General features: G+C 72.1%; 21 protein-coding genes. 11 read left to right on the top strand and 10 right to left on the bottom strand.

The window, feature by feature from the left end:
- The first annotated feature begins 29 nt into the window (after positions 1-29).
- Positions 30-2,291: a putative bifunctional diguanylate cyclase/phosphodiesterase gene (locus tag A3CE_RS0114205; protein WP_245589519.1), complete on the top strand. Its 2,262-nt coding sequence runs from the start codon at positions 30-32 to the stop codon at positions 2,289-2,291.
- 73 nt (positions 2,292-2,364) lie between these two features.
- Here the strand turns inward: A3CE_RS0114205 and A3CE_RS0114210 are convergent, their stop codons facing one another.
- Positions 2,365-3,192, bottom strand: a complete 828-nt coding sequence (locus tag A3CE_RS0114210; protein ID WP_026468475.1) for a cyclase family protein — start codon at positions 3,190-3,192, stop codon at positions 2,365-2,367.
- 102 nt (positions 3,193-3,294) lie between these two features.
- Between A3CE_RS0114210 and A3CE_RS0114215 the strand changes: the two genes are divergently transcribed.
- Positions 3,295-3,717: a DUF5709 domain-containing protein gene (locus A3CE_RS0114215; RefSeq protein WP_043792303.1), complete on the top strand. Its 423-nt coding sequence runs from the start codon at positions 3,295-3,297 to the stop codon at positions 3,715-3,717.
- A 191-nt stretch (positions 3,718-3,908) separates the two neighbouring features.
- Here A3CE_RS0114215 and A3CE_RS0114220 read toward each other — a convergent pair whose 3' ends face one another.
- Positions 3,909-5,102 carry a glycoside hydrolase family 18 protein gene (locus tag A3CE_RS0114220; RefSeq protein WP_211231915.1) on the bottom strand — a complete coding sequence of 398 codons (1,194 nt, stop codon included), beginning with the start codon at positions 5,100-5,102 and terminating at the stop codon, positions 3,909-3,911.
- A gap of 152 nt (positions 5,103-5,254) precedes the next feature.
- Between A3CE_RS0114220 and A3CE_RS0114225 the strand changes: the two genes are divergently transcribed.
- On the top strand, positions 5,255-5,647 hold the full coding sequence (locus A3CE_RS0114225) for a hypothetical protein (protein ID WP_020640761.1): 393 nt from the start codon (positions 5,255-5,257) through the stop codon (positions 5,645-5,647).
- Here A3CE_RS0114225 and A3CE_RS51105 read toward each other — a convergent pair.
- The gene (locus tag A3CE_RS51105) at positions 5,641-6,972 is read right to left on the bottom strand and encodes a pyridoxal phosphate-dependent decarboxylase family protein (protein WP_425387539.1); all 1,332 of its coding nucleotides are present in this window, start codon (positions 6,970-6,972) and stop codon (positions 5,641-5,643) included. The two genes, A3CE_RS0114225 and A3CE_RS51105, sit on opposite strands and share 7 nt — an antisense overlap.
- 142 nt (positions 6,973-7,114) lie before the next feature.
- Here A3CE_RS51105 and A3CE_RS0114235 point away from each other — a divergent pair, with 142 nt between their 5' ends.
- The gene (locus A3CE_RS0114235; RefSeq protein WP_020640763.1) at positions 7,115-7,648 is read left to right on the top strand and encodes a GNAT family N-acetyltransferase; all 534 of its coding nucleotides are present in this window, start codon (positions 7,115-7,117) and stop codon (positions 7,646-7,648) included.
- On the opposite strand, the gene A3CE_RS0114240 is transcribed toward A3CE_RS0114235, so the two are convergent.
- On the bottom strand, positions 7,638-8,105 hold the full coding sequence (locus A3CE_RS0114240) for a nitroreductase family deazaflavin-dependent oxidoreductase (protein WP_020640764.1): 468 nt from the start codon (positions 8,103-8,105) through the stop codon (positions 7,638-7,640). The two genes, A3CE_RS0114235 and A3CE_RS0114240, sit on opposite strands and share 11 nt — an antisense overlap.
- A 51-nt stretch (positions 8,106-8,156) precedes the next feature.
- Here A3CE_RS0114240 and A3CE_RS0114245 point away from each other — a divergent pair, with 51 nt between their 5' ends.
- From A3CE_RS0114245 to A3CE_RS0114260, 4 genes are all read left to right on the top strand, one after another.
- Entirely contained in the window at positions 8,157-8,780 is a 624-nt protein-coding gene (locus A3CE_RS0114245) for a class I SAM-dependent DNA methyltransferase (protein ID WP_020640765.1), read from the top strand.
- 77 nt (positions 8,781-8,857) lie between these two features.
- Positions 8,858-10,036, top strand: coding sequence for a PucR family transcriptional regulator (locus A3CE_RS0114250; protein ID WP_020640766.1), 1,179 nt, complete (start codon positions 8,858-8,860; stop codon positions 10,034-10,036).
- Positions 10,037-10,086: 50 nt separating this feature from the next.
- Entirely contained in the window at positions 10,087-10,566 is a 480-nt protein-coding gene (locus tag A3CE_RS0114255; RefSeq protein WP_020640767.1) for a DUF2975 domain-containing protein, read from the top strand.
- Positions 10,566-10,784: a helix-turn-helix domain-containing protein gene (locus A3CE_RS0114260; protein ID WP_020640768.1), complete on the top strand. Its 219-nt coding sequence runs from the start codon at positions 10,566-10,568 to the stop codon at positions 10,782-10,784. Before A3CE_RS0114255 ends, A3CE_RS0114260 begins: the two co-directional genes overlap by 1 nt.
- Positions 10,785-10,823: 39 nt before the next feature.
- Here the strand turns inward: A3CE_RS0114260 and A3CE_RS0114265 are convergent, their stop codons facing one another.
- Positions 10,824-11,339 carry a hypothetical protein gene (locus A3CE_RS0114265; protein WP_020640769.1) on the bottom strand — a complete coding sequence of 172 codons (516 nt, stop codon included), beginning with the start codon at positions 11,337-11,339 and terminating at the stop codon, positions 10,824-10,826.
- Between the two features lie 257 nt (positions 11,340-11,596).
- Here A3CE_RS0114265 and pgfA point away from each other — a divergent pair, with 257 nt between their 5' ends.
- The gene (gene pgfA / locus A3CE_RS0114270; RefSeq protein WP_020640770.1) at positions 11,597-12,658 is read left to right on the top strand and encodes a cell envelope lipid trafficking protein PgfA; all 1,062 of its coding nucleotides are present in this window, start codon (positions 11,597-11,599) and stop codon (positions 12,656-12,658) included.
- Between the two features lie 102 nt (positions 12,659-12,760).
- On the opposite strand, the gene A3CE_RS0114275 is transcribed toward pgfA, so the two are convergent.
- Positions 12,761-13,456: a class I SAM-dependent methyltransferase gene (locus A3CE_RS0114275; RefSeq protein WP_020640771.1), complete on the bottom strand. Its 696-nt coding sequence runs from the start codon at positions 13,454-13,456 to the stop codon at positions 12,761-12,763.
- A 160-nt stretch (positions 13,457-13,616) separates the two neighbouring features.
- On the opposite strand from A3CE_RS0114275, the gene A3CE_RS0114280 reads away from it, so the two are divergent.
- The gene (locus tag A3CE_RS0114280) at positions 13,617-14,759 is read left to right on the top strand and encodes a glycosyltransferase family 4 protein (protein ID WP_020640772.1); all 1,143 of its coding nucleotides are present in this window, start codon (positions 13,617-13,619) and stop codon (positions 14,757-14,759) included.
- A gap of 44 nt (positions 14,760-14,803) precedes the next feature.
- Here A3CE_RS0114280 and A3CE_RS0114285 read toward each other — a convergent pair whose 3' ends face one another.
- The 3 genes from A3CE_RS0114285 to A3CE_RS0114295 are packed head-to-tail and all read right to left on the bottom strand — an operon-like array spanning position 14,804 to position 17,737.
- Positions 14,804-15,859, bottom strand: coding sequence for a hypothetical protein (locus A3CE_RS0114285; RefSeq protein ID WP_020640773.1), 1,056 nt, complete (start codon positions 15,857-15,859; stop codon positions 14,804-14,806).
- Positions 15,860-15,862: 3 nt separating this feature from the next.
- Complete coding sequence (locus A3CE_RS0114290; protein WP_020640774.1) at positions 15,863-16,045, bottom strand: hypothetical protein; 183 nt, start codon at positions 16,043-16,045, stop codon at positions 15,863-15,865.
- A 3-nt stretch (positions 16,046-16,048) separates the two neighbouring features.
- On the bottom strand, positions 16,049-17,737 hold the full coding sequence (locus A3CE_RS0114295) for an MmpA family trehalose lipid delivery protein (RefSeq protein WP_020640775.1): 1,689 nt from the start codon (positions 17,735-17,737) through the stop codon (positions 16,049-16,051).
- Between the two features lie 70 nt (positions 17,738-17,807).
- On the opposite strand from A3CE_RS0114295, the gene A3CE_RS0114300 reads away from it, so the two are divergent.
- Complete coding sequence (locus tag A3CE_RS0114300; protein ID WP_020640776.1) at positions 17,808-19,010, top strand: lipopolysaccharide biosynthesis protein; 1,203 nt, start codon at positions 17,808-17,810, stop codon at positions 19,008-19,010.
- Positions 19,011-19,277: 267 nt separating this feature from the next.
- Here the strand turns inward: A3CE_RS0114300 and A3CE_RS0114305 are convergent, their stop codons facing one another.
- Positions 19,278-23,306: an alpha-(1->3)-arabinofuranosyltransferase domain-containing protein gene (locus A3CE_RS0114305; RefSeq protein ID WP_020640777.1), complete on the bottom strand. Its 4,029-nt coding sequence runs from the start codon at positions 23,304-23,306 to the stop codon at positions 19,278-19,280.
- Positions 23,307-23,382: the final 76 nt, after the last annotated feature.

Consider the following 23,382-nt stretch of genomic DNA (forward strand, 5'->3'; position numbering starts at 1 on the left):
GACCGGCGTGTGTGACCACGTGAGGTGCCATGACAGTGCGGCGGTACCCCGTGGCGATCGCGCTCGTCTTCGTCACGGCGGCCCTGATCCTGTCCAACGGCTTCGCGTTCTGGGGCGACACCGTCGCGCTGTGGATCGACGACGCCATGCAGCTGAGCGCCGGGCTCTCCGGCGTTGTCTGCGGTTTCCTGGTCGCCCGGCGGGTCCCGGGGCACCAGCGCTGGTGGCGGGTCCTGGTCGCGACCGGCATGGCGGGCTGGTCGCTCGGGCAGTGCGTCTGGTCCTGGTACCAGCTGATCGACGGCCGTGGGCTGCCGTCGCCGTCGCTGGCCGACGTCGGGTACCTGAGCTTCCCCCTGTTCGCGCTCCCGGCGCTGTTCGTCCTGGCGCACGCGCGGTCCCGGCCGGAGCGCGAACGCTGGCAGCCCGCCCAGTGGTTCGGCGTCGCGGTGGTGCTCGACGGGCTGGTCGTCACCGGCTCGCTGTTCATCCTCACCTGGACCGCGGCGCTCGGTCAGGTGGTCCGCGCCACCGGCCCGGACGCGCTGACCTGGGCCGTCGCCATCGCCTATCCGCTGACGGACCTGGTGGTCGTGGTCGTCGCGGTGCTGCTGGTGGTGTTCGACCGGGTGGACCGGCCCTACCGCGCGAACCTGCTGCTGGCCGCTGTCGGCATCGTCGCGCTGGCCTGCTCGGACAGCGTGTTCGCCTACCTGGTCAGCATCGGCGCGGAGAGCATGAAGCCGTGGTCGGACGCGGGGTTCGTGCTCGGCCCGCTGTTCATCACCTTCGCCCTCCTCTTCACGCCCCGCGCGCGGCGGCACGACGACGCGGGGCAGGCGGTCGGCGTCGACTGGTGGCAGGTCGCACTGCCGTACCTGCCGGTCACCGCGGTCGCGCTGCTGATCACGGTGCAGCTGCTGGCAGGCGCCGGGCCCGACGGCGTCGAGGTGTCCGTCGGCGTGCTCGTGGTGTTCCTGGTCCTCGCCCGGCAGCTGCTTTCCCTGCTGGACAACAGGTTGCTGCTGCGCCGGGTGTACGAGGGCCAGCTGCAGCTGACCCATCAGGCCTACCACGACCCGCTGACCGGGCTGGCCAACCGCGCGCTGTTCGCCGACCGGCTGGACCGGGCCGTCGAGCAGGCCGCGGACGGCGGGCACCGGGCGCTCGTGCTGATCTTCGTCGACCTGGACGACTTCAAGGAGGTCAACGACCGGTTCGGGCACGCGGGCGGCGACGTCCTGCTGCACGCCGTGGCCCAGCGGCTGCTGAGCTGCGTGCGCGCGGGCGACACCGTCGCGCGGCTGGGCGGCGACGAGTTCGCGATCCTCCTCGAGGGCGAGCTGGACGCGCCGCAGGCCGTCGCCGACCGGATCCAGAGCGCGCTGCGGCGGCCGTTCGCGGTGCACGGCACGCTGGTCCCGGTCCGCGCGAGCATGGGCCTGGTGGTGCCGGACCCGGCCGAGCCGCTGGTCACCTCGGACGTGCTGCTGGGCCGCGCGGACTCGTCGATGTACGCGGGCAAGCGGCTGGGCAAGGACACCACCGTCGTGTACCACCCGTCGCCGGATAGCCCGCCCGACTTCCCGTCGGCGCTGCGCCGCGCGGACGGCGGCCTCCCCGAAGGCTTCGCCCTGGTCTTCCAGCCGATCGTCCGGCTCGCCGACGAGACGCCGGTGGCCGTGGAGGCGCTGGCCCGGTGGACCACGCGGGACGGCACCGCGGTGTCGCCCGAGACGTTCGTCCGCGCCGCCGAAGGCGCCGGCCTCGGCGCCGAACTGGACGCGCTGGTGCTGGACCTCGCCTGCCGGGAGATCACCGCGGCCGGGCTGGACCTCACCGTGCACGTGAACGTCTGCGCGAGCCGGCTCGGCGCCGCCGCGCTCGAGGAGAGGCTGATCGTCGAGATCACCGAGACCGTGCCGGTGCCGGACCTGGCCGCGGGTGCCGCCGCGATCCGCCGCCTGCAGGCCCTCGGCGTCCGGGTGGCGCTCGACGACTTCGGCGCCGGGTACAGCTCGCTGACCGTCCTGCACGCGCTGCCGGTCGACCTGATCAAGCTGGACCGGGCGCTGACCACCGGCGTCCAGCCGGACCGCGACGCGGCGCTGTGCCGGTCGCTGGTCGGGTTGTGCGCCGACCTCGACGTGGCCGTGGTCGCCGAAGGCATCGAGACGGCCGAGCAGGCCGAACTGGTCGTCCGGGCGGGCTGCACCACCGCCCAGGGCTACCGGTTCGGCCGCCCGGCCCCGCTGTCCCAGCTGCGCCTTTCGACGCTTTCCGCGGGCTGACCGGCAAGTCCGTGAATGGCACATTGAGGGACTTAGAGTCCCTCAATGTGCCATTCACGGACTTCGGAAGCGGTTAGCCGGCGTTAACGCCTGGTGGGAGGACGCCGAAGATCGTCGCGGTCGAGCCGGCGCCGTGGCGGTTGATCGGGCCGCCCGCCAGCACCCAGGCGCCGGTGGTGGGCAGCGCCTTGAGGTTCGCCAGGATCTCCAGGCTGATCCGGTGCCGCCGGTAGACCAGCTTGGACACCGTGTAGGTCTCGTCGGTGCCGACGTCGGGGCTGAACGTGTCGGTGCCGGTGCCGCCGCGGCGCCCCAGCCGCCCGGTGTCGATCAGCCACCGCACGGCGGGAACGGAGAAGCCCGGCTGGCGCAGCACGCCGTTGGCGTCGGTGTTCGGGTATGCGGGAGTGCCCCACTTGGCGTCCCAGCCGGTCCAGAGCACGACGACGGACTCGTCCGGGATCCGGCCGTGGCGCTTCTCCCACGCCTTGAGGTCGTCGACCGTGACGGCGTAGTCCGGGTTCGCCGCGGCCTTCGCTCTTACGTCGATCTTCACGGCGGGCCGGAACAGGTCGCCGGGATCCATGTCGTCGGCGAGCGGCTCGCCGGTGTTGAAGTGCCCTGGCGCGCCCCAGTGCGTCCCGGTGTGCTCGCCCTCGCGGACGAACTGCAGGTAGTAGCCGTCCGCGGGGATGGTCGCGATGGTTTCCAGCTCGAAGGCCGGGTCCCCGGGGAAGACGTTCGTCGTGGCGGGGTCGTTGACGTGCGACAGGTTGACCAGGTTCAGCTGGTCCAGCCGCACCGGCGGGACCGCCGGCGCGGCCTGGGCCGTCCGTCCGGACACCGCGGCGCCGAACACCCCGGCCAGCCCCGCGGCCAGCACCCTGCGTCTCATCGGCATGAGAGATCACCTTTCCACCCAGCTCCGGGCGGAGTCCCGGCATGACACGGTGATATCACCCGGGCTGGGCGCGGCCAAGGAAGTTGCGGGAAGATGGTGGTCGTGGGCAACGACAGCGAAGACAGCGCCGACGACGGCATCCTGGACCCCGAAGACACTTTGGACGACCGCGACGAGCTGGCGGAGGGCTATTCCCCGCCGGAACGCGCGCAGGCGACCGAGGGCTGGGGCACCACCGCGCGCGAGACCGCCGAGGGCGAAAGCTGGGACCGCCGGCTCGCCCGCGAGGTCCCGGACGTGGCTTCCGAGGACGGCGACGGCCTCGGCGACAGCGAAGACAGCGACGGCGAGCTGATCGACGACGAGGTCGGCGACGTCCGCGCGGGCCGCTTGGTCGCGTCGAACGAGGGCTACGGCGAGGACGCCGACGAAGAGCTGCACGCGTCCGACGCGGGCATCGACGGCGGCGCGGCTTCGGCGGAGGAAGCGGCCGTCCACGTGATCGACCCGTCGCGCCGCTGGTGAGGTGACGGAACGCGACCGGCCGCCACCCACTCGGACGCGGCCGGCGTCATGAACGACCCGTTCACCTCGCCCGACGTCATGAACGACTCTTTCATGACGTTCGACTCGGCGCGCGGCGGCACGGCTTCCCGGCGAAGTCCTAAGTGGACGAAGGGCCCGGACGCGCTCGCGTCCGGGCCCTTCAGCTTGGTTCAGCAGCGGCCCGCGACGGCCCGCAGCAGTTCGGCGCCGGCCGTGTCGCCGGACAGCTCCCAGGCGAACACCCCGCCGAGCCCCTGCGACTTCGCGTAACCGGCCTTGGCCGACGCCGTCTCGGGCGTGTCGTAGCTCCACCACTGCAAGCCGCACTTCGCGTACGCTGTGCCCGCGACCCTGCCGTTGGCGGGGCACTTGGTCTTGAGGACCTTGTAGTCCTCGACGCCCGCTTCGTAGGTGCCGGGAGCCGGGCCGGTCGCCGTGCCGCCGGGCTGCTTCTGCGTCACGCCGTCCCAGCCGCGGCCGTAGAACCCCAGGCCCAGCAACATTTTCGACGACGGCACGCCCTGACGGCGCAGCTTCTGGATCGCCGCGTCGGCAGAGAAGCCGGCCGTCGGGAGGCCCGGGTAGGCCCGCAGCGGCGAGTGCGGCGCGGTGGGCCCGGTCGGGCTCGCGCCCGCGACGAAGTAGTCGTAGGTCATCACGTTGTACCAGTCGAGGTACCGGCTCGCCCCGGCGTAGTCGGTGGCGTCGATCTTGCCGCCCTTCGAGCCGTCAGCGGTGATCGCGGCGGTGACGAGCTGACGCCCGAACTTCGCGCGCAGGGCGGCGACCAGGGCCGTGAACGCCTTCGGCCCGCTGGTGTCACAGGTGTTGCCGCAGGCGTTCGGGTACTCCCAGTCGACGTCGATGCCGTCGAAGACGCCCGCCCAGCGCGGGTCGTTGACGAGGTTGTAGCAGGATTCGGCGAACGCGGCCGGGTTCTTCGCGGCCTCGGTGAACCCGGCCGACCACGTCCAGCCGCCGAAGGACCACAGCACCTTCAGCTTCGGGTGCAGCTTCTTCAGTTCAAGCAGCTGGTTGAAGCTGCCGTGCAGGGCGCCGGGTCCGGCGCTGTCGGCCTGGCCGCTGACGCTCGCGGCGGCGTCATAGGGCGTGTCGTGGTCGGCCCACGGATCGCCGACCGCGCAGCCGCCGCCCGTCACGTTGCCGAACGCGTAGTTGAGATGGGTCAGCTTCGCGGCCGATCCGGACGTCTCGATGTCCTTGACGTGGTAATTGCGGGCATAGACGTCCCAGTCGGCGAAGTAGGCCATCACCTTGCCCTGGGCCTGCCCGGCCTCCGCGGGCGGCGCCACGACGGAGGCACCGGCGAGCGCGAGTGCGATGACGGCGACGCGTTTTCTCATGCGGAGCACAGGATTCTCCTCAAGGGCCGGATGGGCGTGCCGAGGTTAACAGGTCCAGACCACTGCGAACCAGAGTCAAATCAGTACGGTCAACGGATTTCCCGATGGTCCCCCAGCCGGACGCGGATTCACGGACGTGCAATGATCGCTCGATGACCGAGTTCGGCTGCGCCCGCTGCTCCGGCGAAGACGCCCTGACCGCGCTGGCGTTCTGCACGACCCGGCTGCGCAAGACCCATCGCCTGGTGGAGCGATCCCATTTCAGCGTCTCGCTGCGCCGCTGCCTGGAATGCGGCCAGTCGTTCGCCGCGATCTTCACCGAGTTCGTCGACCAGGCCGGCGGCGACGACGCGCAGTACTTCGACTTCGTCCCGCTCACCACCGCCGAGGTTTCATCGCTGGCCGCGCAGGGCTCCCGTGTCGACCTCGCCGAGCTGGGCGCGCTGGGCAGTGTCCGGCGAAGACTTTCGTCGAGCTGGCCGACGGGCGGCGAGAAGGAAATCGCCTGGCGGACCGATTCGCTCTCGGTGCGCGAAGGTCACTGACTCCGCAGGCGGAGGATCGCCGCGGCCGAGCGGTCGACGTCGGCCTCCGTCGTCGCCCAGCCGGACACCGAAATCCGCAGGTAGCGGCGGCCGCGCCAGGTGGTGGCGCCCAGCCAGCAGGTGCCGTCGTCCTGGACTTTCCGGATGATCGCGTCGGTGTCGTCGCCGAAGGAGACCAGGACCTGGTTGAGGACGACGTCGTTGCCGATTTCGGCGCCACCGTCGGCGAGGGCCTGCGCGAAGCGGCGCGCCAGCCGGCAGCAGCGGTCGACGAGCTCGGCGACGCCGTCGCGGCCCAGCTCGCGCAACGCCGCCCAGACCGCGAAACCGCGGGCGCGGCGCGACGACTCCAGCGTCAGGTCGCCCATGCCGGACACTTCGCCGGCCCCGGTCAGGTAGGCCGCGCGGTAGGCGATCGCCGCGGCGTGGACCTCCGGGCGGGCGCAGAAGACGAACCCCGAGTCGTACGGGACGTTCAGCCACTTGTGCCCGTCGCAGGCCCAGGAGTCGGCCAGCTCGACGCCGTCGAGCAGCGCGGCCGTGGCCGGGTTGGCCGCAGCCCACAACCCGAAAGCGCCGTCGACGTGGATCCAGGCGTCGCCCGCGGCTTCGCGGGCGGCACGCAGGTCGTCGCACGCGCCGGTGTTCACGTTCCCCGCCTGCAGGCAGACGATCGCCGGTCCGCTCCCGGCGGCGAGGACCCGTCCGAGGTCGGCCACGTCGATCGCGCCCTGCGGCCCGGCGGCCACCGGCTCGACGGCCCGGGTGCCGAAGCCGAGCAGGCGCAGCGAGCGGTCGATGGTCGCGTGCCGTTCTTCGCTCGCGACGACGCGGACGCGCGGGGCGCCGGTCAGCCCGTCGCGTTCGACGTCCCAGCCGGCTTCGGCCAGCACGTGGTGCCGGGCCGCGGCGAGCCCGGTGGTGTTCGCCGCCTGGCCACCGGTGACGAACCCCACGGACGCCGTGGCGGGGAGGCCGAGCAGTTCCTTCAGCCAGGCACCGGCGACGTCTTCGGCGGCTGCCGCGGCGGGTGAGAGGACGGCGTTGAACCCGTTCTGGTCCCAGCCCGCGGCCAGAACATCAGCGGCAGTGGCGGCCGGGAGCGCGCCGCCGACGACGAAACCGAAGAACCGCGGCCCGGCCGTGGCGACCAGTCCCGGCTCGGCGGCGCGGGCGAGCTGTGACAACCGAGGCTTCGCCTCGGGCCGGGGGCTTCGCCACCCGGACCCCCGAAAAGCGCTCTTCGAGCACTTCGGACGGTGGGCTCGGCGCTTGCGGGAGCGGGCCGCCGAAGCCGGCGCGCAGGACGTCCGGGTCGACGGCACGGGCGACCGGCCGGTCCGCCAGGCTCTCGCGGTGGTCCGCGGCCAGCTCGGCGGCGCGGGCCAGCAGCGCGCGTATCTCGTCCACGGGCCGACTCTAGGCCGTCCCGGGAACAATCAAGGACTTCCGGACGTAGCGTCTGGTATGGAGACTCCGCTGAGCACCGACCGGCTCGTGATCCGGGACTGGACGGTGGACGACGCCGAAGCCGCGTTCGCGATCTACGGCGCGGAGGACGTCACGCACTGGCTGACCCCGGCGATGGACCGCGTCGGCGACGTCGCCGCGATGCGCGCGGTGCTGCACGCCTGGCAGGAGGCGCAGCCGAACCTGCCGCCGCCGCGCGGCCGGTGGGCCGTGCAGCGCAAGGAGGACGGCGCCGTGCTCGGCGGCCTCGGCATCCGGCTGCTGCCACCGTTCGAAGAGGACCTCGAGCTGAGCTGGCAGCTCGCCCCCGGCGCCTGGGGAAAGGGCTACGCGTCGGAGGCGGCGACGGCGCTGATCGAGTGGGCGTTCACTCAGGACACCGAGGAGCTGTTCGCCGTGGCGCGGCCGAACAACACCCGCGCGATCGCGGTGGCCAAGCGGCTCGGCATGCGGTGGGTCGGCGAGACGGACAAGTACTACAACCTGCGGCTGCAGGTGTACCGGATCCGGCACACCGACCTCATCGACTGACGGGTTCCAGCAGGAAGACGCGGATTTCGCGGTGCTCGGCCCGCACGGCGTAGCGGTCGTAGGCCGGCCAGTACGCGGCGACGGCGTCCCACATCTCCCGCCGCTCGTCCCCGGTCAGCAGCCGCCCGGTGACGTCGAAGGTCCGGCCGCCGATCGCGACGGTCGCTTTCGCGTGCGCCAGCAGGTTCGCCGACCAGGCCGGGTGGGCCTCGCCGCCCCAGTTCGAGCCGATCACGACGTACCCGCCACCGCGTTCGACGTACAGCAGCGGCACCTGCCGGGGCTCACCGCTGCGACGCCCCACGGTGGTGAGCAGCAGCGTCCGCAACCCGACGACGGCCCCGACCCCGACCCGGCCACCGCTGACCCGCAGCAGCACCCGATCGGCGGGCACCAGCGCCCGCCCGAGCACGGCGAACGCCCTGCTCTTGCCGAACCCGGCGAAGACACCCCGCAAACCAGCCACGGCGGCACCCTAGCGGCTCCGGTTTCTGGCAGGGTTCGGCACATGACCGAAACCGCCGCCGAGGTGTTCGACGCGATCGGCAAGGACTACGAAACGGCCTTCCCCGACCAGCACGGCCGGCAGGCCGTGCTGGAGTGGCTGCTCGGCCGCCTCTCGCCGGGCGCCACGATCGCCGATCTCGGCTCGGGCACCGGCCGCCCGGTCGCGGAGACCCTGGCCGCCGCCGGGCACGACGTCACCGGGTACGACGTCTCGGCGAAGATGGTCGAGATCGCGCGGGCCCAGGTCCCGGCCGCGCGGTTCGAGCAGGCCGACCTGCGCACCCTCACCCAGCCGGCCGGGAGCCGGGACGTGGTCACCGCGTTCTTCTCCCTCCTGCAGATGACCCGGGCCGAGATCGACGCCGTGGTGGCGAAGGTGGCCACGTGGCTCGTGCCCGGCGGCTGGTTCGTGCTCGGCACGGTGGCGGTGGACGCCGACGGGGTCGAGACGAGCTTCCTCGGGCACCCGATCCGGTCGAGCAGCTACCCGGCCGGGACGTTCGTCGCGCGGCTGGAGGACGCCGGCCTGGCGGTCGGCTACCGGGAGCTGGTGCGGTACGAGTCGAGCCACCCCGCCGTCCGGCCGGAGGATCAGCTGTACCTGGCCGCACGCCGGCCTTCGTGAGACGATCGCCGCGACAGACGTGAATTTTGCTCAAGTTCGTGCGTGTTCGCGGCCGGGCACCCGAGCTAAAGTGAGGAATGGGCATCGAAGCTCTGGCCACGCCGGTACCTCGCGAGCACCGCCAGCTCGTGCGCGAGATGCTGGCCAGGCTGCCGGAGTTCGCCGACCGTCTCGCCCGGCTTCTCGGCGAGCAGGACGAATTCTACCGTCAGGTCGAGCGCGTGGCGCCGGGCGAGCTGCGGCAGGTCTGCCGGGCGAACCTCGAACGCGCGCTGACCGCGGTCGCCGAAGGCCACGGCCTCGCCATCGACGCCGCCCGCAAGACCGGGCTCGTCCAGGCACGCCAGGGCATCCCGCTGCCGGCCGTGCTGCGCGCGTTCCGCATCGGCGGCACCTTCGTCAACGAAGCCCTCCTCGAACTCGCCGGCCCGGAGTTCCTCAATCCCACCCGGACGATCCAGATCAACTCCTACGTCTGGAAGGCGATCGACCTCTACTCGGACGCGCTGACCACGGCGTACGAGGAGGTCGCGGCGGAACCGTCGCACGCCAACGCGCGGCTGCTCGACGACCTGCTGCGCGGCCGGCTCGTCAGCCAGGCGGACATGGAAGCCGCCGCGCGCGAGCTGGGCCTGCCGACCGCGGGCATGTTCGTCGCCGTGGTCACCGAACGCATCGAACCGGACGAGCACGACTCCGTCGAGGCGCTGCTGCGGGCGCGCCGCTGGCGGTCGGCGTGGCGGCCCGGCGGCGAGGCGGGGCTGGTCGCGATCGACCGGATCGAGGACGTCCGGCGGTTGCGCGAAGTGCTCGGTTCCCTGCCGGTGGCCGCCGGGATGAGCAGGCCGTTCGCCGGCTTCCCCGACGTGCCGGACGCCCTGCACCGCGCCCGGATCGCCCGCCGCTCGCTGCCGTCGGGGACGGCTGGTGTCGTGGTGTTCGGCGACTCGCCGGTGACGACGCTGGTCGCCGCCGCGCCGGGGATGGCCCGCGACGTCGTGCGGTCCGCGCTGGCCGGCCTGCTCGCCCTGCCGGGCGCCGAACGCAAGGTCCTGCTGGACACGCTGCTCGCGTGGTACGCCGGCCACGGCTCGGCGAAGGAGGCCGCGGACCGGCTGTTCGTGCACCCCAACACCGTCCGCTACCGGCTGCGCCGCGTGCAGGAGCTGACCAAGCGGGACCTCACCGACCCGGTCGACATCGGCGAGCTGTACGTCGCGCTCGAATCGGTGCGGCTCGACCCGGAGCCATCGTAGATCGACAGCTACCGATTGACTTTCGATAGATCAGCGGCGATAGTCGACGCATGGTTACCGAGAAGTGGGCCGTCGCCGCACTCAGAATCTTCCTCGTCGTGCTCTTCGGCGTCCTCCTCGTCTTCCAGACGCTCTCCCTGCCGGGCGGGATCGCCTACCAGACGCAGCAGAACCCGCACGACGCGCCACTGCGCTGGCCGCTGACCATCATCGCGGTGTTCCTCGTGCTGTGCGTGCAGGTGATCCTCGTCGCGACCTGGAAGCTGCTGACGCTGGTCAAGAAGGACCGGATCTTCACTCCGGTGTCCCTGAAGTGGGTCGACGTGATCGTCTGGGCCGTGGGCGCCGCGTGGCTGGTTTTCGCCTTCATGCTGATCTTCGTCGTCTTCAACGCGGACGACCCCGGGATGCCGATGGTGCTGTTCCTGGTGACCGTCGGGATCACCGTGATCGAGCTGCTGATGCTGGTCATGCGCGCCCTGCTGCGGCAGGCCACCGCGCTGCGCTCCGACATGGAAGCGGTCATCTGATGCCGATCGTCGTGCGCATCGACGTCGAACTGGCCAAGCGCAAGATGAGCGTCGGGGAGTTCGCCGAGAAGGTCGGGCTCACGCCCGCCAACATCGCCGTGCTGAAGAACGGGCGCGCCAAGGCCGTACGCTTCAGCACCCTGGAAGCCATGTGCCGGGTGCTCGGCTGCCAGCCCGGCGACCTGCTCGAATGGGTCGAGACGGAAGACGAAGACTAGGCCAGGTCGGCGGCGCGTCACCGCCGTCACCGGCCGAAGCTAGGCGGCGTCCGCTTCGACGAGGCGGGCCAGTTCCAGCAGGGCGCTTTCGAAGCCGGGGCCGGCGGTGAGCGCCACCGTGAGCGGACCCCCGCGCCGGTCCGTGCCCACCGGGAGCGTGACCGCCGGTTCCGTCCACTGAGGACGGCTCGAGCCTGCCGAGACGACGACGTCCGGCCGCTCGGGCGGGCGCCGGCGCCCGCCCGCGTCGAGGTCGAGCACGATATTGCCGTGCAAGGAAAGCAGCACGGCCACGTCCGCGACGGCGTCGCGCAGCTCGCGGTCGGCGATGGAGTCGGAGTGGGCGCCGATCGCCGGGCGGGACGGCTCGCCGTCGCGGGCGAGCCGCGGCACGATCGCCCCGAGGTCACCCCGGGCGCAGGTCAGTACCCGGATGCCGGGCACGCCCGCGAGGGGATCGGCGAGAGTGATGCCCGCGCTCGCGGCGGCCGCCACGATCCGGGCCCGCCAGCGCGCGGTCGCCGCGATGGCGACCAGGGAAGGGTCCTGCGACAACAGCGAGTTTCTCCTTTGCTCCTCCGGCGCGGCGGATGGGTGGATCGTCCGATGGTGGGCCCGCGCCCGTTGTGCCCGGGAACAAACATGTTTGGTCGATTGGTCCGAACGGCCGTGCCCATGCGGCCTTCCGGTCGCACCGGGTGTCTGTGACCGCGAGTCACACTTTGACGCGCGACGTGGCGCGGGCCACTATCTGCGCACTGATTACCGCCGGGTAATTTGCGTGTATGGAGTAGTACAACCCAGGAGGACCGTTGCGACGAGCTTTCGGCCTGATCTTGCTGGCGCTGGGGGTTTTCGCGGTCGCCGGGGCAGTGGTGCTGCCGACCTGCGTCTACCCGAAGCTCGCCAAGGTGCCGCTCGACCAGGATTCGACGTCGGTGCTCGAAGGCACCGCGAGCAAGGTCCTCGCCGTGACCAACGACGGGTCCGGCCCGGTCACCAAGATCCGCGAGAACGCGAAACTGACCGCGACCGGCCACGTGCAGGCGAACTTCGCCGCGCCGGAGATGCGCAAGGACACCGACTACGCGGTCTGGCTGCTGGCGGTGAAGGTCAAGGACGACGCCGACGACGTCGTGGTCGCCGGGAGCAAGCGGCAGGTCTGCTTCAACCGGCGCACCGCCGAAGGCTACGAGCCGAACGGCGCGACGGACCCGAAGTGCGACGCCAAGAGCAGCTACGTCGTCGAACTGAAGGACAAGGCCAACAAGGACGGCGAGACGCCGGACGAGAAGAACGTCGAGAAGGCCCAGCCCGGCTTGAACTTCAAGTTCCCGTTCGACACCGAGCAGAAGGACTACAAGGTCTACGACGACAGCACCGGCGCCGCCGTCACCGCCAAGTACACCGGCACCGAGACGGTCAACGGGATCGAGACCTACAAGTTCGTCCAGAACATCCCCGACACGAAGCTCGACTCGAAGAAGGTCCCCGGCTCGCTCATCGGCTCGGCGGAGTCGACCGTCACGGCCGACCTCTACTACCGCGGCGTCAACACGATGTGGGTGGAGCCGGTCACCGGGATCGAGGTGAAGCAGCAGCAACAGCAGCACCAGGAACTGCGGGCGGGCTCGAACACGACCGTCGTGTTCGACGGGACGCTCGCCTACAACGGCACGACGATCGCGCAGATGGTCGACCAGGTCGACGAGAACAAGGGCAAGCTGGAGTTCCTGTCGAGCACCGGTCCGCTGTGGCTCGGCATCGGCGGCGGGGTGCTGATCCTCGTCGCACTCTTCCTGCTGTTCCGCCGCCGTCCGGCCGCACCACCGGCGCCGAGGCAGCGACGCCAGGTGGATTTCGCCCGCACCTGACTTTCTTTCGGGGGCTCCGGATGGCGGAGCCCCCGGTTGTCACAGCCGCGTTTCGGGGGTTCCGGGTGGCGGAGCCCCCGGCCCGGGGCGAAGCCCCGGTTGTCACCGCCTGCGCAGGACCAGGACCAAATTCCAGGACGCTATTTCCCGCAGGCCGGGAACCCGCACGATCCACATCGCCCAGCTCGGGTGATACCGCGGATAACCGGCCACCAGATCGGCGAGCGGCGTCGCCTTCGCCCAGCGGAGCGCGGCGCCGACCGAAACCGGGAACAGGCTTTCCCCGAATTTGTTCTTGGGCTGCTTTCCGAGTTTGCGGAGATAGCGCTGCCTGGCGTAGTCGCCGCCGAGGAAGTGCCACGGCGCCGTCTCGTGGCCGCCCCACGGCGAATACCACGGCGTGAACGAGGCGAAGACCGTGCCACCGGGTTTGGTCACCCGGCACATCTCGTCGAGCATGACCCACGGCTCCGACACGTGTTCGAGCACGTTCGACGAGTAGCAGACGTCGACGGAACCGCTGCGCACCGGCAGTTCCGTGCCGCTGGCACGGATCATGTTCTCGCCGGGCTCGCCCCGCGCGGACAGTTCGCCGACGTCCGGGTCGAGGCCGAGGTACACCGCGCCGGCCGCGCGGAAGGCGTCCGAGAAATAGCCGGGACCCCCGCCGACGTCGAGCACCGTGCGGCCCGACAACGGAGCGTGCGACGCCAATTGCCGGACGGAGTCGGCGGCCAGCGCGGAATAGAAGCCGTCCGGGTCCGTCTGTTCGGTGAGGAACGTCCGGAACAGCGTCACGGAACGGCGGAACGTGGCTCGATGCGGCTGCGCCGTCGCGACGATAACAGGATTACCTACCATTGAACCGTCGCTTTCCCGAATACGTTCATCTAGGGTGTACGCACCAGTAACCTAGCATCGTCGCAGGAGTTTGGATAACCCGATGGAACGTCCTCGTGTGCTCCTCGTCAACTGGCGCGACACCGGCCACCCCGAAGGCGGCGGGTCGGAGCGGTACGTCGAGCGGATGGCCGAAGGGCTCGCGAGAGCGGGGTACCGAGTCGAGATCCAGTGCGCCGCCTACGCCGGCGCGACCGCGGGCGAGTGGCGCGACGGCGTCCGCTACCGGCGGCGGGGCAACAAGTTCGGCGTCTACACGCACGCCCTGCGCGCGATCCGGCGGGCCCGCGCGGACCTCGTGGTGGACGTGCAGAACGGCATGCCGTTCTTCGCGCGGCTGGTCGCCGGCTGCCCGGTGCTGGTGCTCGTGCACCACGTCCACAAGGAACAGTGGATCAGCGCGCTCGGCGAGACGCTGGGCCGGGTCGGCTGGTGGATCGAGTCGTGGCTGGCGCCGCGGCTGTTCCGCAAGTGCCGCTACGTCACGGTTTCCGAGGTCACCAAGGCCGAGCTGGCCGGGCTCGGCATCGGCGGCGAGCGCGTCACCGTGGTGCCGAACGGCCTCGACGCACCGCCGCCGTGCACCTCCGGCCGGGACCCCGAACCCACCCTGGTCGCGGTGAGCAGGCTGGTGCCGCACAAGCGGATCGAGCACGCCATCGACGTCGTTGCGCGGCTGGCGGGGCGCTGGCCGTCCCTGCGGCTGGAGGTCGTCGGCCAGGGACCGTGGGACGAGGTGCTGCGCGCGCACGCGGCCGAGCGCGGCGTCGCGGACCGGGTCGTCCTGCACGGCTGGGTCGACGAGCAGGCCAAGCACGAGATCCTCGCGCGGTCGTGGGTGCACCTGTGCCCGTCGGTCAAGGAGGGCTGGGGCATCGTCATCATGGAGGCCGCGGCGCACGGCGTGCCGTCGGTCGCCTACCGCGCCGCCGGCGGCGTCGCCGAGTCCATCGTGGAGGGTCACACCGGCTTGCTGGCGGAGGATTTCGAGGATTTCACCGCCCGCGTCGACGGCCTGCTCGCCGACGCGCCGGCCCGCACGGAGATGGGCCTGGCCGGCGCCGAGCGTGCCGGCCAGTACAGCTGGGACTCAAGCGCCTGCCAGTTCGAGTCGCTGGTCCGCGACGTCTCCGGCCGTCCCGCACCCCGCCCCCGGGTCCTGACCCCGCACCGCGTCGCGCAGCGGCCCGTGATGTCGTGAACGACTCTTTCCTGTCGTCCGATGACAGGAAAGAGTCGTTCACGTCATGGCCGCGCGGCCTGGTCGCGGACCGCGTCGCGGAACTCGTCCAGCAGCCGCGTGGCGGCGGGCGCGTCGAAGTCCTTACGGCGGGCGCGCACCGTCACGGTGGTGGTGCCGCCGGTCGTGGCCGCGCCGAAGGCCACTCCGGAGCGCCCGCTCGCGGCCGGGTAGAACGCGAGTGAGCGCACGGTGTCCCCAGTGGACACCACGCCGAGGTTCGACACCAGGAACGTCGAGCCGAGCCTGCTCGCCAGCAGCCGGGTGCCCAGGCGAGCGAGCCTGCTGCTGCGGGCGGGGAAGTCCGGCTCCGGAGGTTGCCCGGCGAGGACCGCGGCGACGTCCGCGTCCGGGCCGAGCCGCAGCCGGAAGAACGCGCTGTCGTGCACCGGTTCCGGCGCCGCTCCGGACCGTCGCGACGCACCCACCGCCGCCACCACGCGAGCGGTTCGCTTGCCGTGCGCGCGGTTCCAGCGTTCCGTGGCGCGGACGGCGGCCGCGACGAACCCCGCGGCTCCCCAGCGCAACCGCGGCTCGTGGTGGGCGGCGAAGACGTCTCCGGCGGCCGCCGCGGCACGGTCTGGGGTAATCCGGCCCGGAGGCGCGAAAAGCGCCTCAGCGAGCCGCTGAAGGGCCGAAAGAGCAAAGGACCTGCCACCGGGGCGTTCGCCGATCCCGCGCGCCCCCGAGGAAACCGGGACGTCGAGGAGGATGCCCAGCAGGGACAGCAGACCGAGGCCGTCGAGGGCGCCGTGGTGGGCGGCGACGAGCAAGGTGGGTTCGCCGGTGCAGACGGCGACGCGGACGAGCGGCTCGGCGCGTTCGTAGGGCACCGAAGCGAAGCGGTCGCGGACGGCGGGCAGGTCGGCCGTCACCTCGATTTCGGGCAGCACACCGAGGTGCGGGTACTGCTGGATCGCGGCGGCCAGCCGGGTGCGGAGCTTTTCCGGTTCGGGTGCGGCCGCGGCGAGATCCGCTTCGAGGAGGATGCTCCAGGAAACGGTGGGGTCGCCGTAGAGCCCGACGACGCGGTGGGCGTGGTCGGAGGCGAGCCGGGTCACGCGTCAGCGGTCCCCGTAGATCTTGTTCGGGTGGTCGGCAGGGTTGTACTTCACCTGCGCGTTCAGCTTCTCCTGCACCTGGGCGGAGCTGTCCGGGTCGGCGCTGCTGATGAGCGCGAACCCCGCTCCGGTCGCCGTGCCGCCCCCGATGATGATGGCGGCGATGACGCCGATGACCGTGCCCACGTGTCACTCCTTCCGCGGCGGGGAGTTCCTGCCGCGGCCCAATGTACGCATCGGTAACATGCGGCACAACAGTGCGACGCACAGCAACGTCAGCGCTACTCCGTTCGCCACGACGGCGGGCGCCCACGAAATCCCTTTCACCCCGGGCACACCGGGCGTCCGGTAGAGCGTCAGCCAGGCCCCGGACCACGCCGGCGTCGCGTCGGCGAGCAACCGCGAGTCGACGTCACCGGGCGTCCCGTGTTCGACGAGGATCCAGCCGATGCCCTCGGCGGTGAGCTCCCGCGCGGACGTCGCGGCGCGGACGTCCCCGATCCGCGGGTCTTCGCCGGCGACGCGCTCGGTGCCGACGATCAGGGTGTCGTCCATCAGCACGGGTTTCGGCAGGGCACGCGGCGCCGGGTCGAGCTGCGTGCGGCCGTCGTTCCAGGCGAACCCGCGGAACGCCGAGAGCGGCAACGTCAGCACGTCGCCCGGCCGGTCGTCGGCACCGAGCACTTCGGACACCACCCGCCAGTCGTCCGGGTACTGTGCGGTGCCGAGCCGGCCCCAGCCGGCCCACGCCAGGTCCGGCATGGTGAGCAGCGGGAAGGCGGCCGCCGCGGCCACCAGCGCGACGCGGCCACGGGAGGTCCGCAGTTTCGCCGCCGCGGCTTCGACGGCCAGCGCGAACCCCAGCGCGAGCGGCAACGCCCACCAGGCGACCCACTTCTGGGCGTCCCGCAGCAGTCCGGCGCCGGGCACGTGCCGCGTCGCCGCGGCCAGCAGCGCGTCCCCGCCCGGCAGGGTCGCCAGCGACGCCAGCAGGACGCCGGCGAGGCCGAGGGCGGACAGGGACCACGCCGGCGCCTTCCCCCACCTCTTCGCGAGCGGGCCGAGCCCGGCGGCCGCGATCGCGACGACGACGAGCGTCAGCACCGGGATCAGCGGCATGGCCCGGCTGCCGGGCACCGTTTCGGCGTTCCAGATGCCCCCCAGCCCGAGCACGCTGAGCAGCGCTGGCCCCCAGCTTTCGGCGCGGGCGCTGAACGCCGCGACGCCGGCCGGGTCGGAGTACGTGCCACCGGCGTCGAGGAGCGTCGGCAGCAGCCACGGCAGGTTCAGCGCGACGGCGATGGCGAGCGTCGGCCAGAGCCGCCGCGACCCGGCGGCCACGACCATGACGGCGGCGGCCAGCACCCCGCCCGGCGGCGTCAGGACGGCCGGGGCGCACGCGATCACCAGCTTCGGCAGGGCGTTCGGTTCGTGCCTGCGCACCGCGAGCCCGGCCCCGGCGATCCACGGGAGGCACGCGTACGTCAGCAGCAACGGCCAGTGGCCGATGAACAGCCGCTCCGCGACGTACGGCGTCCAGGCGTACGCCGTCGCGGCGACGAGCCGGGTGCCGGTGTGTTCGGTGGGGACGAGCCGCCCGGCGCCCAGTGCGGCGAAGAAGACGGCCAGGAGCAGGACGATTTTCTGGACGACGTCGCCGGGCAGCACGGTGGTGGCGAGCGCGACGGCGGCGTCGGCGGGGACGGACCGCGGCAGGGTGCTTCCGAGCCCGAAGGCGTCCGGCACGAAGTACTGGCGCGGCGCGAAAACCATGTCGTAGCTCAGGACGAACCCGCGGCCCAGCAGCGGCGCGCAGACGGCGAAGGCCAGTACGGCGGACAGCACGGGAAGTGCGAACCGCCTGCCCGGTGCGTCCACTGCCCTTCCTTTCCGTTGCCCGCGCGGTTAAGGTCCCTGGTCATTACTCGCCAGTAATGGGAGTCCCCCGTTGAGCGTAGACACCGAAGTCCCGGCCCGGACCGGCAACCGGGTCGCGGCGATCCTCGTCTCCCTCGCGCTCGCGGGCAACAACGCGGCCAGCTACGTGCTGAGCCTGGCCGCGGCGCGGATCCTCGTGCCCGGCGCGTTCGGGGAGCTGAGCTCGCTGCTCGCGGTGCTGGTGATCGGCGTCGTCCCGGCGATGAGCCTGCAGACGGTCGTGGCGCTGCGGGTGGCGCGGTCGCCGTCGCTGTCACCGGGTTCCTTGTTCGCGCTCGGCCTGGTGACGAGCGGGATCGTCGCGACGGCGGCGTTGACGCTCAGCCCGTTGCTGGTCCTCCTGCTGCACCTGGGCTCGCTGACGCCGGCCCTGCTGGTGACGGCCGCGCTCGGGCCGTTGACGCTGCTGGGGCTGTTCCACGGGCTGCTGCAGGGCAGCCACCGGTTCGCCACGCTGGCCGGCCTGATCGCGCTGGAGGGCGCCGGCAAGGTCGGCGGTTCCCTGGTGGGCCTGGTCGTCACGCACTCGACCGCCGGGGCGCTGACCGGGACGGCGATCGGTTCGCTGCTGGTGGTCCTGGCGGGCTGGCAGATCTGCGGCCGCCCGCGTCCCCGCTGGGCCGACCGCCACGGCGGCGAAGTACTCCATACGGCCCAGGCGATGCTGGCGCTGGTGCTGCTGGTGAACCTGGACCTGGTGCTGGCCCGCCACACGCTGCCCGCCGGGTCCGCGGGCGAGTACGCGCTGGGGGCGATCGTCACGAAGATCGCGTACTGGCTGCCGCAGGCGGTCGGGGTGCTGGTCCTCCCCCGGTTCGCTCACGGTTCGGGCCGCCGCCGGGTCCTGCCGGTGGCTCTTCTGGTGTGCGGCTGCCTCGACGCGGTGGTGCTGGTGGTGTCGCTGGTGCTGGGCCCGTCACTGCTGACGTTGATCGGCGGCGCGCGGTACGCGGGCAGCACGATGCCGGTGTGGCCGTTCGCGCTGGCGGGCTCGATGCTGGCGCTGGTCCAGATCCTGCTGTACGCCCGCCTGGCGGACGGCGACCGCCGCGTGACGGTCCTGATGTGGGCGGCGGTGGCGACGGAGACGGTGCTGATCACGACCTGGCTGCACGGCTCGGCAACCCAGGTGGTCACCGCGGCCGCCTGCACCGCGGGCGCGTTGGCCCTGGCCGGCGCGGTCCTGGAGCTCCGGCCCCGCAAACCGGCCTGAGCAGCCCCCGTTTTCCACGCTACCGGCGGCCACCGACAGTTCCGGCTCCCCGCCGCATCTCCCGCGATCGCACCCGCACCTCACGTGATTGGGGTCGTAACTCGCATGACCAGGCCCGGATCTGGCGTGACTGAGGCCGGATCTCGCGTGGCTGGAGCCGGATCTCGCGTGACTGGAGCCGTAACTCGCCAGTTACGGCCCCAATCACGCGAGTCACGGGCTCAGTCACGCGAGTTACGGGCTGGATCACGCGAGGTGCGGGTCTGGTCATGTGGACCCGCGGGGTAGCTGGGGTGGCGGTTCGGTGGGGTTGTCCCTGCGGGTGAACCACTCCACGCAAGTCGCCACCATCGCGGCCGCCGCCAGGAGGAGGGCCGCCTGGGTCACCGGGCCGTAGGCCCACTCCTGGCCGTGGCCCAGGACGCGGCCCGTCACCGAAACGGCCGCCGCCACCGCCATGCCGCCGAAGGCGAGGTAGCGGGGTGCGCGCTCCGAGAACTGGCGGACCAGCAGGCAGGCGATCAGCAGCACCACCGGCAGCATCCCGCCCAGCGCCACCAGCAAACCGATCAGGACGACCGGTACCCAGGAACCGCCCGCCGAGACCGTGAAGCGGCGTCGGTGGGCCGGCCAAGCCACGCCGATCAGCAGGGCCAGCACCGCCGCCGCGCCGATCAGGAGACTCAGGCGGTAGTGCGCGTCCGGCTCGAACGCCAGCGACACCGTCCCACCCACGCCCGCCGGGACGATCCACGCCTGCTGCCAGCCGTCCACCCGGGTGCGCGTCAGCTGCTGACCGTCCAAAGTGGCTTCCCAGCCGGCGTTCGCGTTCTCCGGGACCGCCAGCACCGCCTCCGGACCGGGCGCCACCTTCACCGACCGCGACGCCGCGTCCCACTCGCCCACCTGCACCGCGCGGTGCCCCGGCGGCGTCGCGGAGGCGTGGACCGGACGCAGCCAGAGGTCCTGGACGACGAACGAGTCCGACCGGTCCGTCCGCAGCTCGTGCCCGCCGGAGGGAAGCGCGATGCCGCCTTCGGAGTCACGGCACATCCGCAGCGCCAGCGGCCGGTGCTGGGTGATGTCGGACAGCGTGCCCTGCACCGACGTCCGGTAGTCGAGCCCGTCCAGGTGGACGTTCGGCCCCGACCCGCACGGCACGGTGAACGCCGGGTCCGGCCCCGGCAGCAGGTCGGGACTCCCGGACAGCGAAAGGCTGCCGACGCCCACGAACGCGCGGGCCGTGGGATCGTCGTCGTCGCCCGGCAGCACGATCTGCAGCTGGTCGGTGTCCAGCGGCTCGAAGGAGGCGGACCCGCCCGCGTCGAGCTGCACCGTCCGCGCCGCCGACCGTCCGACCAGCTGCACCTGCCGGGGCACGCGCGCGCCGCTCGACGGTGCGACCCCGATGTGCAGCCCGGAGATCCGCTGCGGGCTCGCCCACCCGAGGGTCAGCGCCGGCCGCAGGTCGGTGACGTCGGGACGCCACGTCGTGCCCGGGTCGCCGTCCACGGCCGCGAACCCGCCCGCCGCCGGGTCGCCGCCGAGCTGCGACGTCGACGCCACCGTGACCCCCGGCAGCGAAACCGGGTTGCGGCCGCCGCCCGCCGGCAGCACCGAGCCGCCGACCAGGAACGTCTCGTCGGCGGGCGTGCTGAACAGCCGCCGGATCCCGTCGGGTTCCTCGCCGTCGCGGGCGACCGCGGCATTACAGCGCACGGCGTCACCGACCGGCAGGCACGCGTAACGCGGTTGCGCGCCGCGCGTGAACGCGAACCCGGGCGCCGGGCCGGCGGGCAGGTCCGCGGGCACCTCCAGGGCGCGCTGCGGCTCGGTGCCGGGGATCTTCAGCTCCGCGATGCCGACGTTCCCGTCCTGCCGCCCGACCACCAGCGACAGCAACGTGATCCGCACCTTGCGGGTGACCCCGGCCGCGACGGAGTACTCGTGCGGCCCGGCGCCGCGGATCACCTGCTGGTCGACCGAGCCGTTGTCGGTGGTGATCCGGATCCGGGTGGGCGGCCAGCCGACCCGGATGTCGTCGACCATCTGCAGCTGCACCGAGTTCACCAGCCGCGGCGTGTCCAGCTCCACCTCGAGCCACTGGCCGACCGGCCCGGTGAACGACGACGAGTGCCACGCCGTGCGCGGGTCACCGTCGATCGCGGCGAACGGCTGGTGGCTGGGGTCGGAGCCGCCGAAGGCGTCGGCGAAGGACGCCGCCGTCGACGCCGTCACCGCGCGGATGCCCCGGTAGGCGGCCACGGTCTGGTGCTCCTGCCCGGGGAACGGCAGCAGGTCGCCCGCGGCGCGCTGCTGGCGGTAGGCCTCGCCGGCGGTCAGCGTCTGGCTGAGGTTGTCGCGGACACCGCCGACGTTCCGCTCGGCCCGGCGCAGGCCGTCGGTGACCAGCCGCGGCCCGCCGGCCGAGCCGCCGTCGCCGGTCAGCACCGCCGGCGTCGCCGGATCGAGCTGGCCCGAGTCGATCAGCGGCAGCAGGTTCTCCGGGCCACCGCTCACCGTCGGAACGTCCTTTGTGGACGTCGCCGTGGCGAGCGGGACCGGCTGCTTCACCTCGTAGACTTCGAGGGGCCCGAACTCCGCCGCCTTGCCGATGCCCGGCGACCCGGCCAGCCCGGCGCGCAGGGTGGCGATCGGCGGCGCCGCGGTCCGCTCGCGCTCGATGTCGTTGCGCAGCAGCAGGAACCGGTACCCGGACCGCGCGAGCAGCGCGGCCAGCCCGGGATCGCCGCGGCCGTCCGCCAGCGCCGCGTCCACCGAGTCCATCAGCCGCGTGTTGCCTTCGGAACCGAGCGGCACCTGGTTGCGCACGGCCCACGGGCTCCGCGCGATCGCCTGCGCGGGCTCGTCGACCGTGCGGCCCCAGTCGTACTCGCCGAACCCGGTGGCAGGCAGCAGCAGCGTCCGCGCGTTCGGGTCGGCCTTGGCGACATACCCCATCGCGTCGTACCAGTAGGCGGGTACCTCGTTCCAGCCCGGGCCGGACCGCAGGTTGAGCAGCCACGCCGGGGCGGCCATCACCAGCACCAGCAGCAGGCCGAGGGCGGGCCGCAGGAAGCGGCGCGGAGCCGTTACCGGGCTCGAAATCCCGTGCACGAACGCCAGCATCAGCGGCAGCCGCAGCACGGGCTCGAACTTGTGGACGTTGCGCAGCGGGGCCAGCGGCCCGTCGAGCAGGTGCCGGACCTGCTCGGCCAGCGGGCTGTCGAGCGTGCCGACGTACCCGATGGTCAGCAGGGTCAGGCCGGTGACCACGCCGAGCACCAGGAACCGCCGTTCCGGCAGGCCGCGCCGGGTCAGCCCGAACAGGCCGACGCCGGCGACGAGCCCGGTGGCGAGCATCAGCACCGGGTTGTCGATCAGCGACCAGCCGCCGGGCCACCACGGCGTGCCCTGCACGACGTAGGCGACCCACTGGTTCGTCCCGCGCAGTACCTCGAACAACGACATCGGCGCGGTGGTGTTCGTCGCGGACTCGATGTAGTCCAGGAACGGCAGGCTGTACTCGCCGAGCAGCAGCAGCGGCAGGATCCACCACAGCGTCGCGCCGACGACGAAGACGAACCACCACAGGACGAGCTCGACGTGGTGCCGCGTCCACTTGCGGGTCAGCAGCCACAGCCCGGGCAGGACCAGCGCCATCACGACCATCGCGCCGTTGACGCCGCCCATGCACAGGACGGCCAAAGCGGACAGCCCGGCGGCGCGGCGCGGGGAGCCGGTCGAGCCGGCCCGCACCAACGGCACCAGCACCCACGGCAGCAGCACCGCGGGCAGCATTTCCGCGGACAGACCACCGATTTCGGTCAGCATGCGCGGGGCGAGCGCGTACCCGAGCGCGCCGATCAGCCGCGTGCGTTCGGTGCCGAGCTTCATCGCCCGCGCCAGCAGCAGGGCACCGCCGAACGCGACCGAGAGCAGGATCGCGCCCCACAGCCGTTGCGCGATCCAGGCCGGCACGCCCGCGGCCTGGCACAGCGCGAAGAACGGGCCCATCGGGAAGAGGTAGCCGTACGCCTGGTTCTGCAGCTCCCCCGCGGTGGCTTGGGGGTTCCACAGGTGCAGCGCGCGGCCGAGGAAGGCGAGCGGGTCGACGGCGAGGTCGAGTTTCGTGTCGAACGTCGTCTTCCCCGGCATCTGCAGGAATGACAACGTGGTCAGCGCCAGCACGATCCACGTGCTCGGCCGGCGGATGAACGCACCGGGCGAGAACTTCCGGTCGCGCTCCGCGGGCGGGGCGTCGTCCCGGGTTCGATCGCGGGTGGTGGTTACCATCCGGTAGATACTAAGCCGAAACCTGGCTACCATGTGCCGACGATTTTCCGGTTCCCGAGTTCACAGGCAGGTGCCC

The organism is Amycolatopsis balhimycina FH 1894 (assembly GCF_000384295.1).
GTDB classification, from domain to species: domain Bacteria; phylum Actinomycetota; class Actinomycetes; order Mycobacteriales; family Pseudonocardiaceae; genus Amycolatopsis; species Amycolatopsis balhimycina.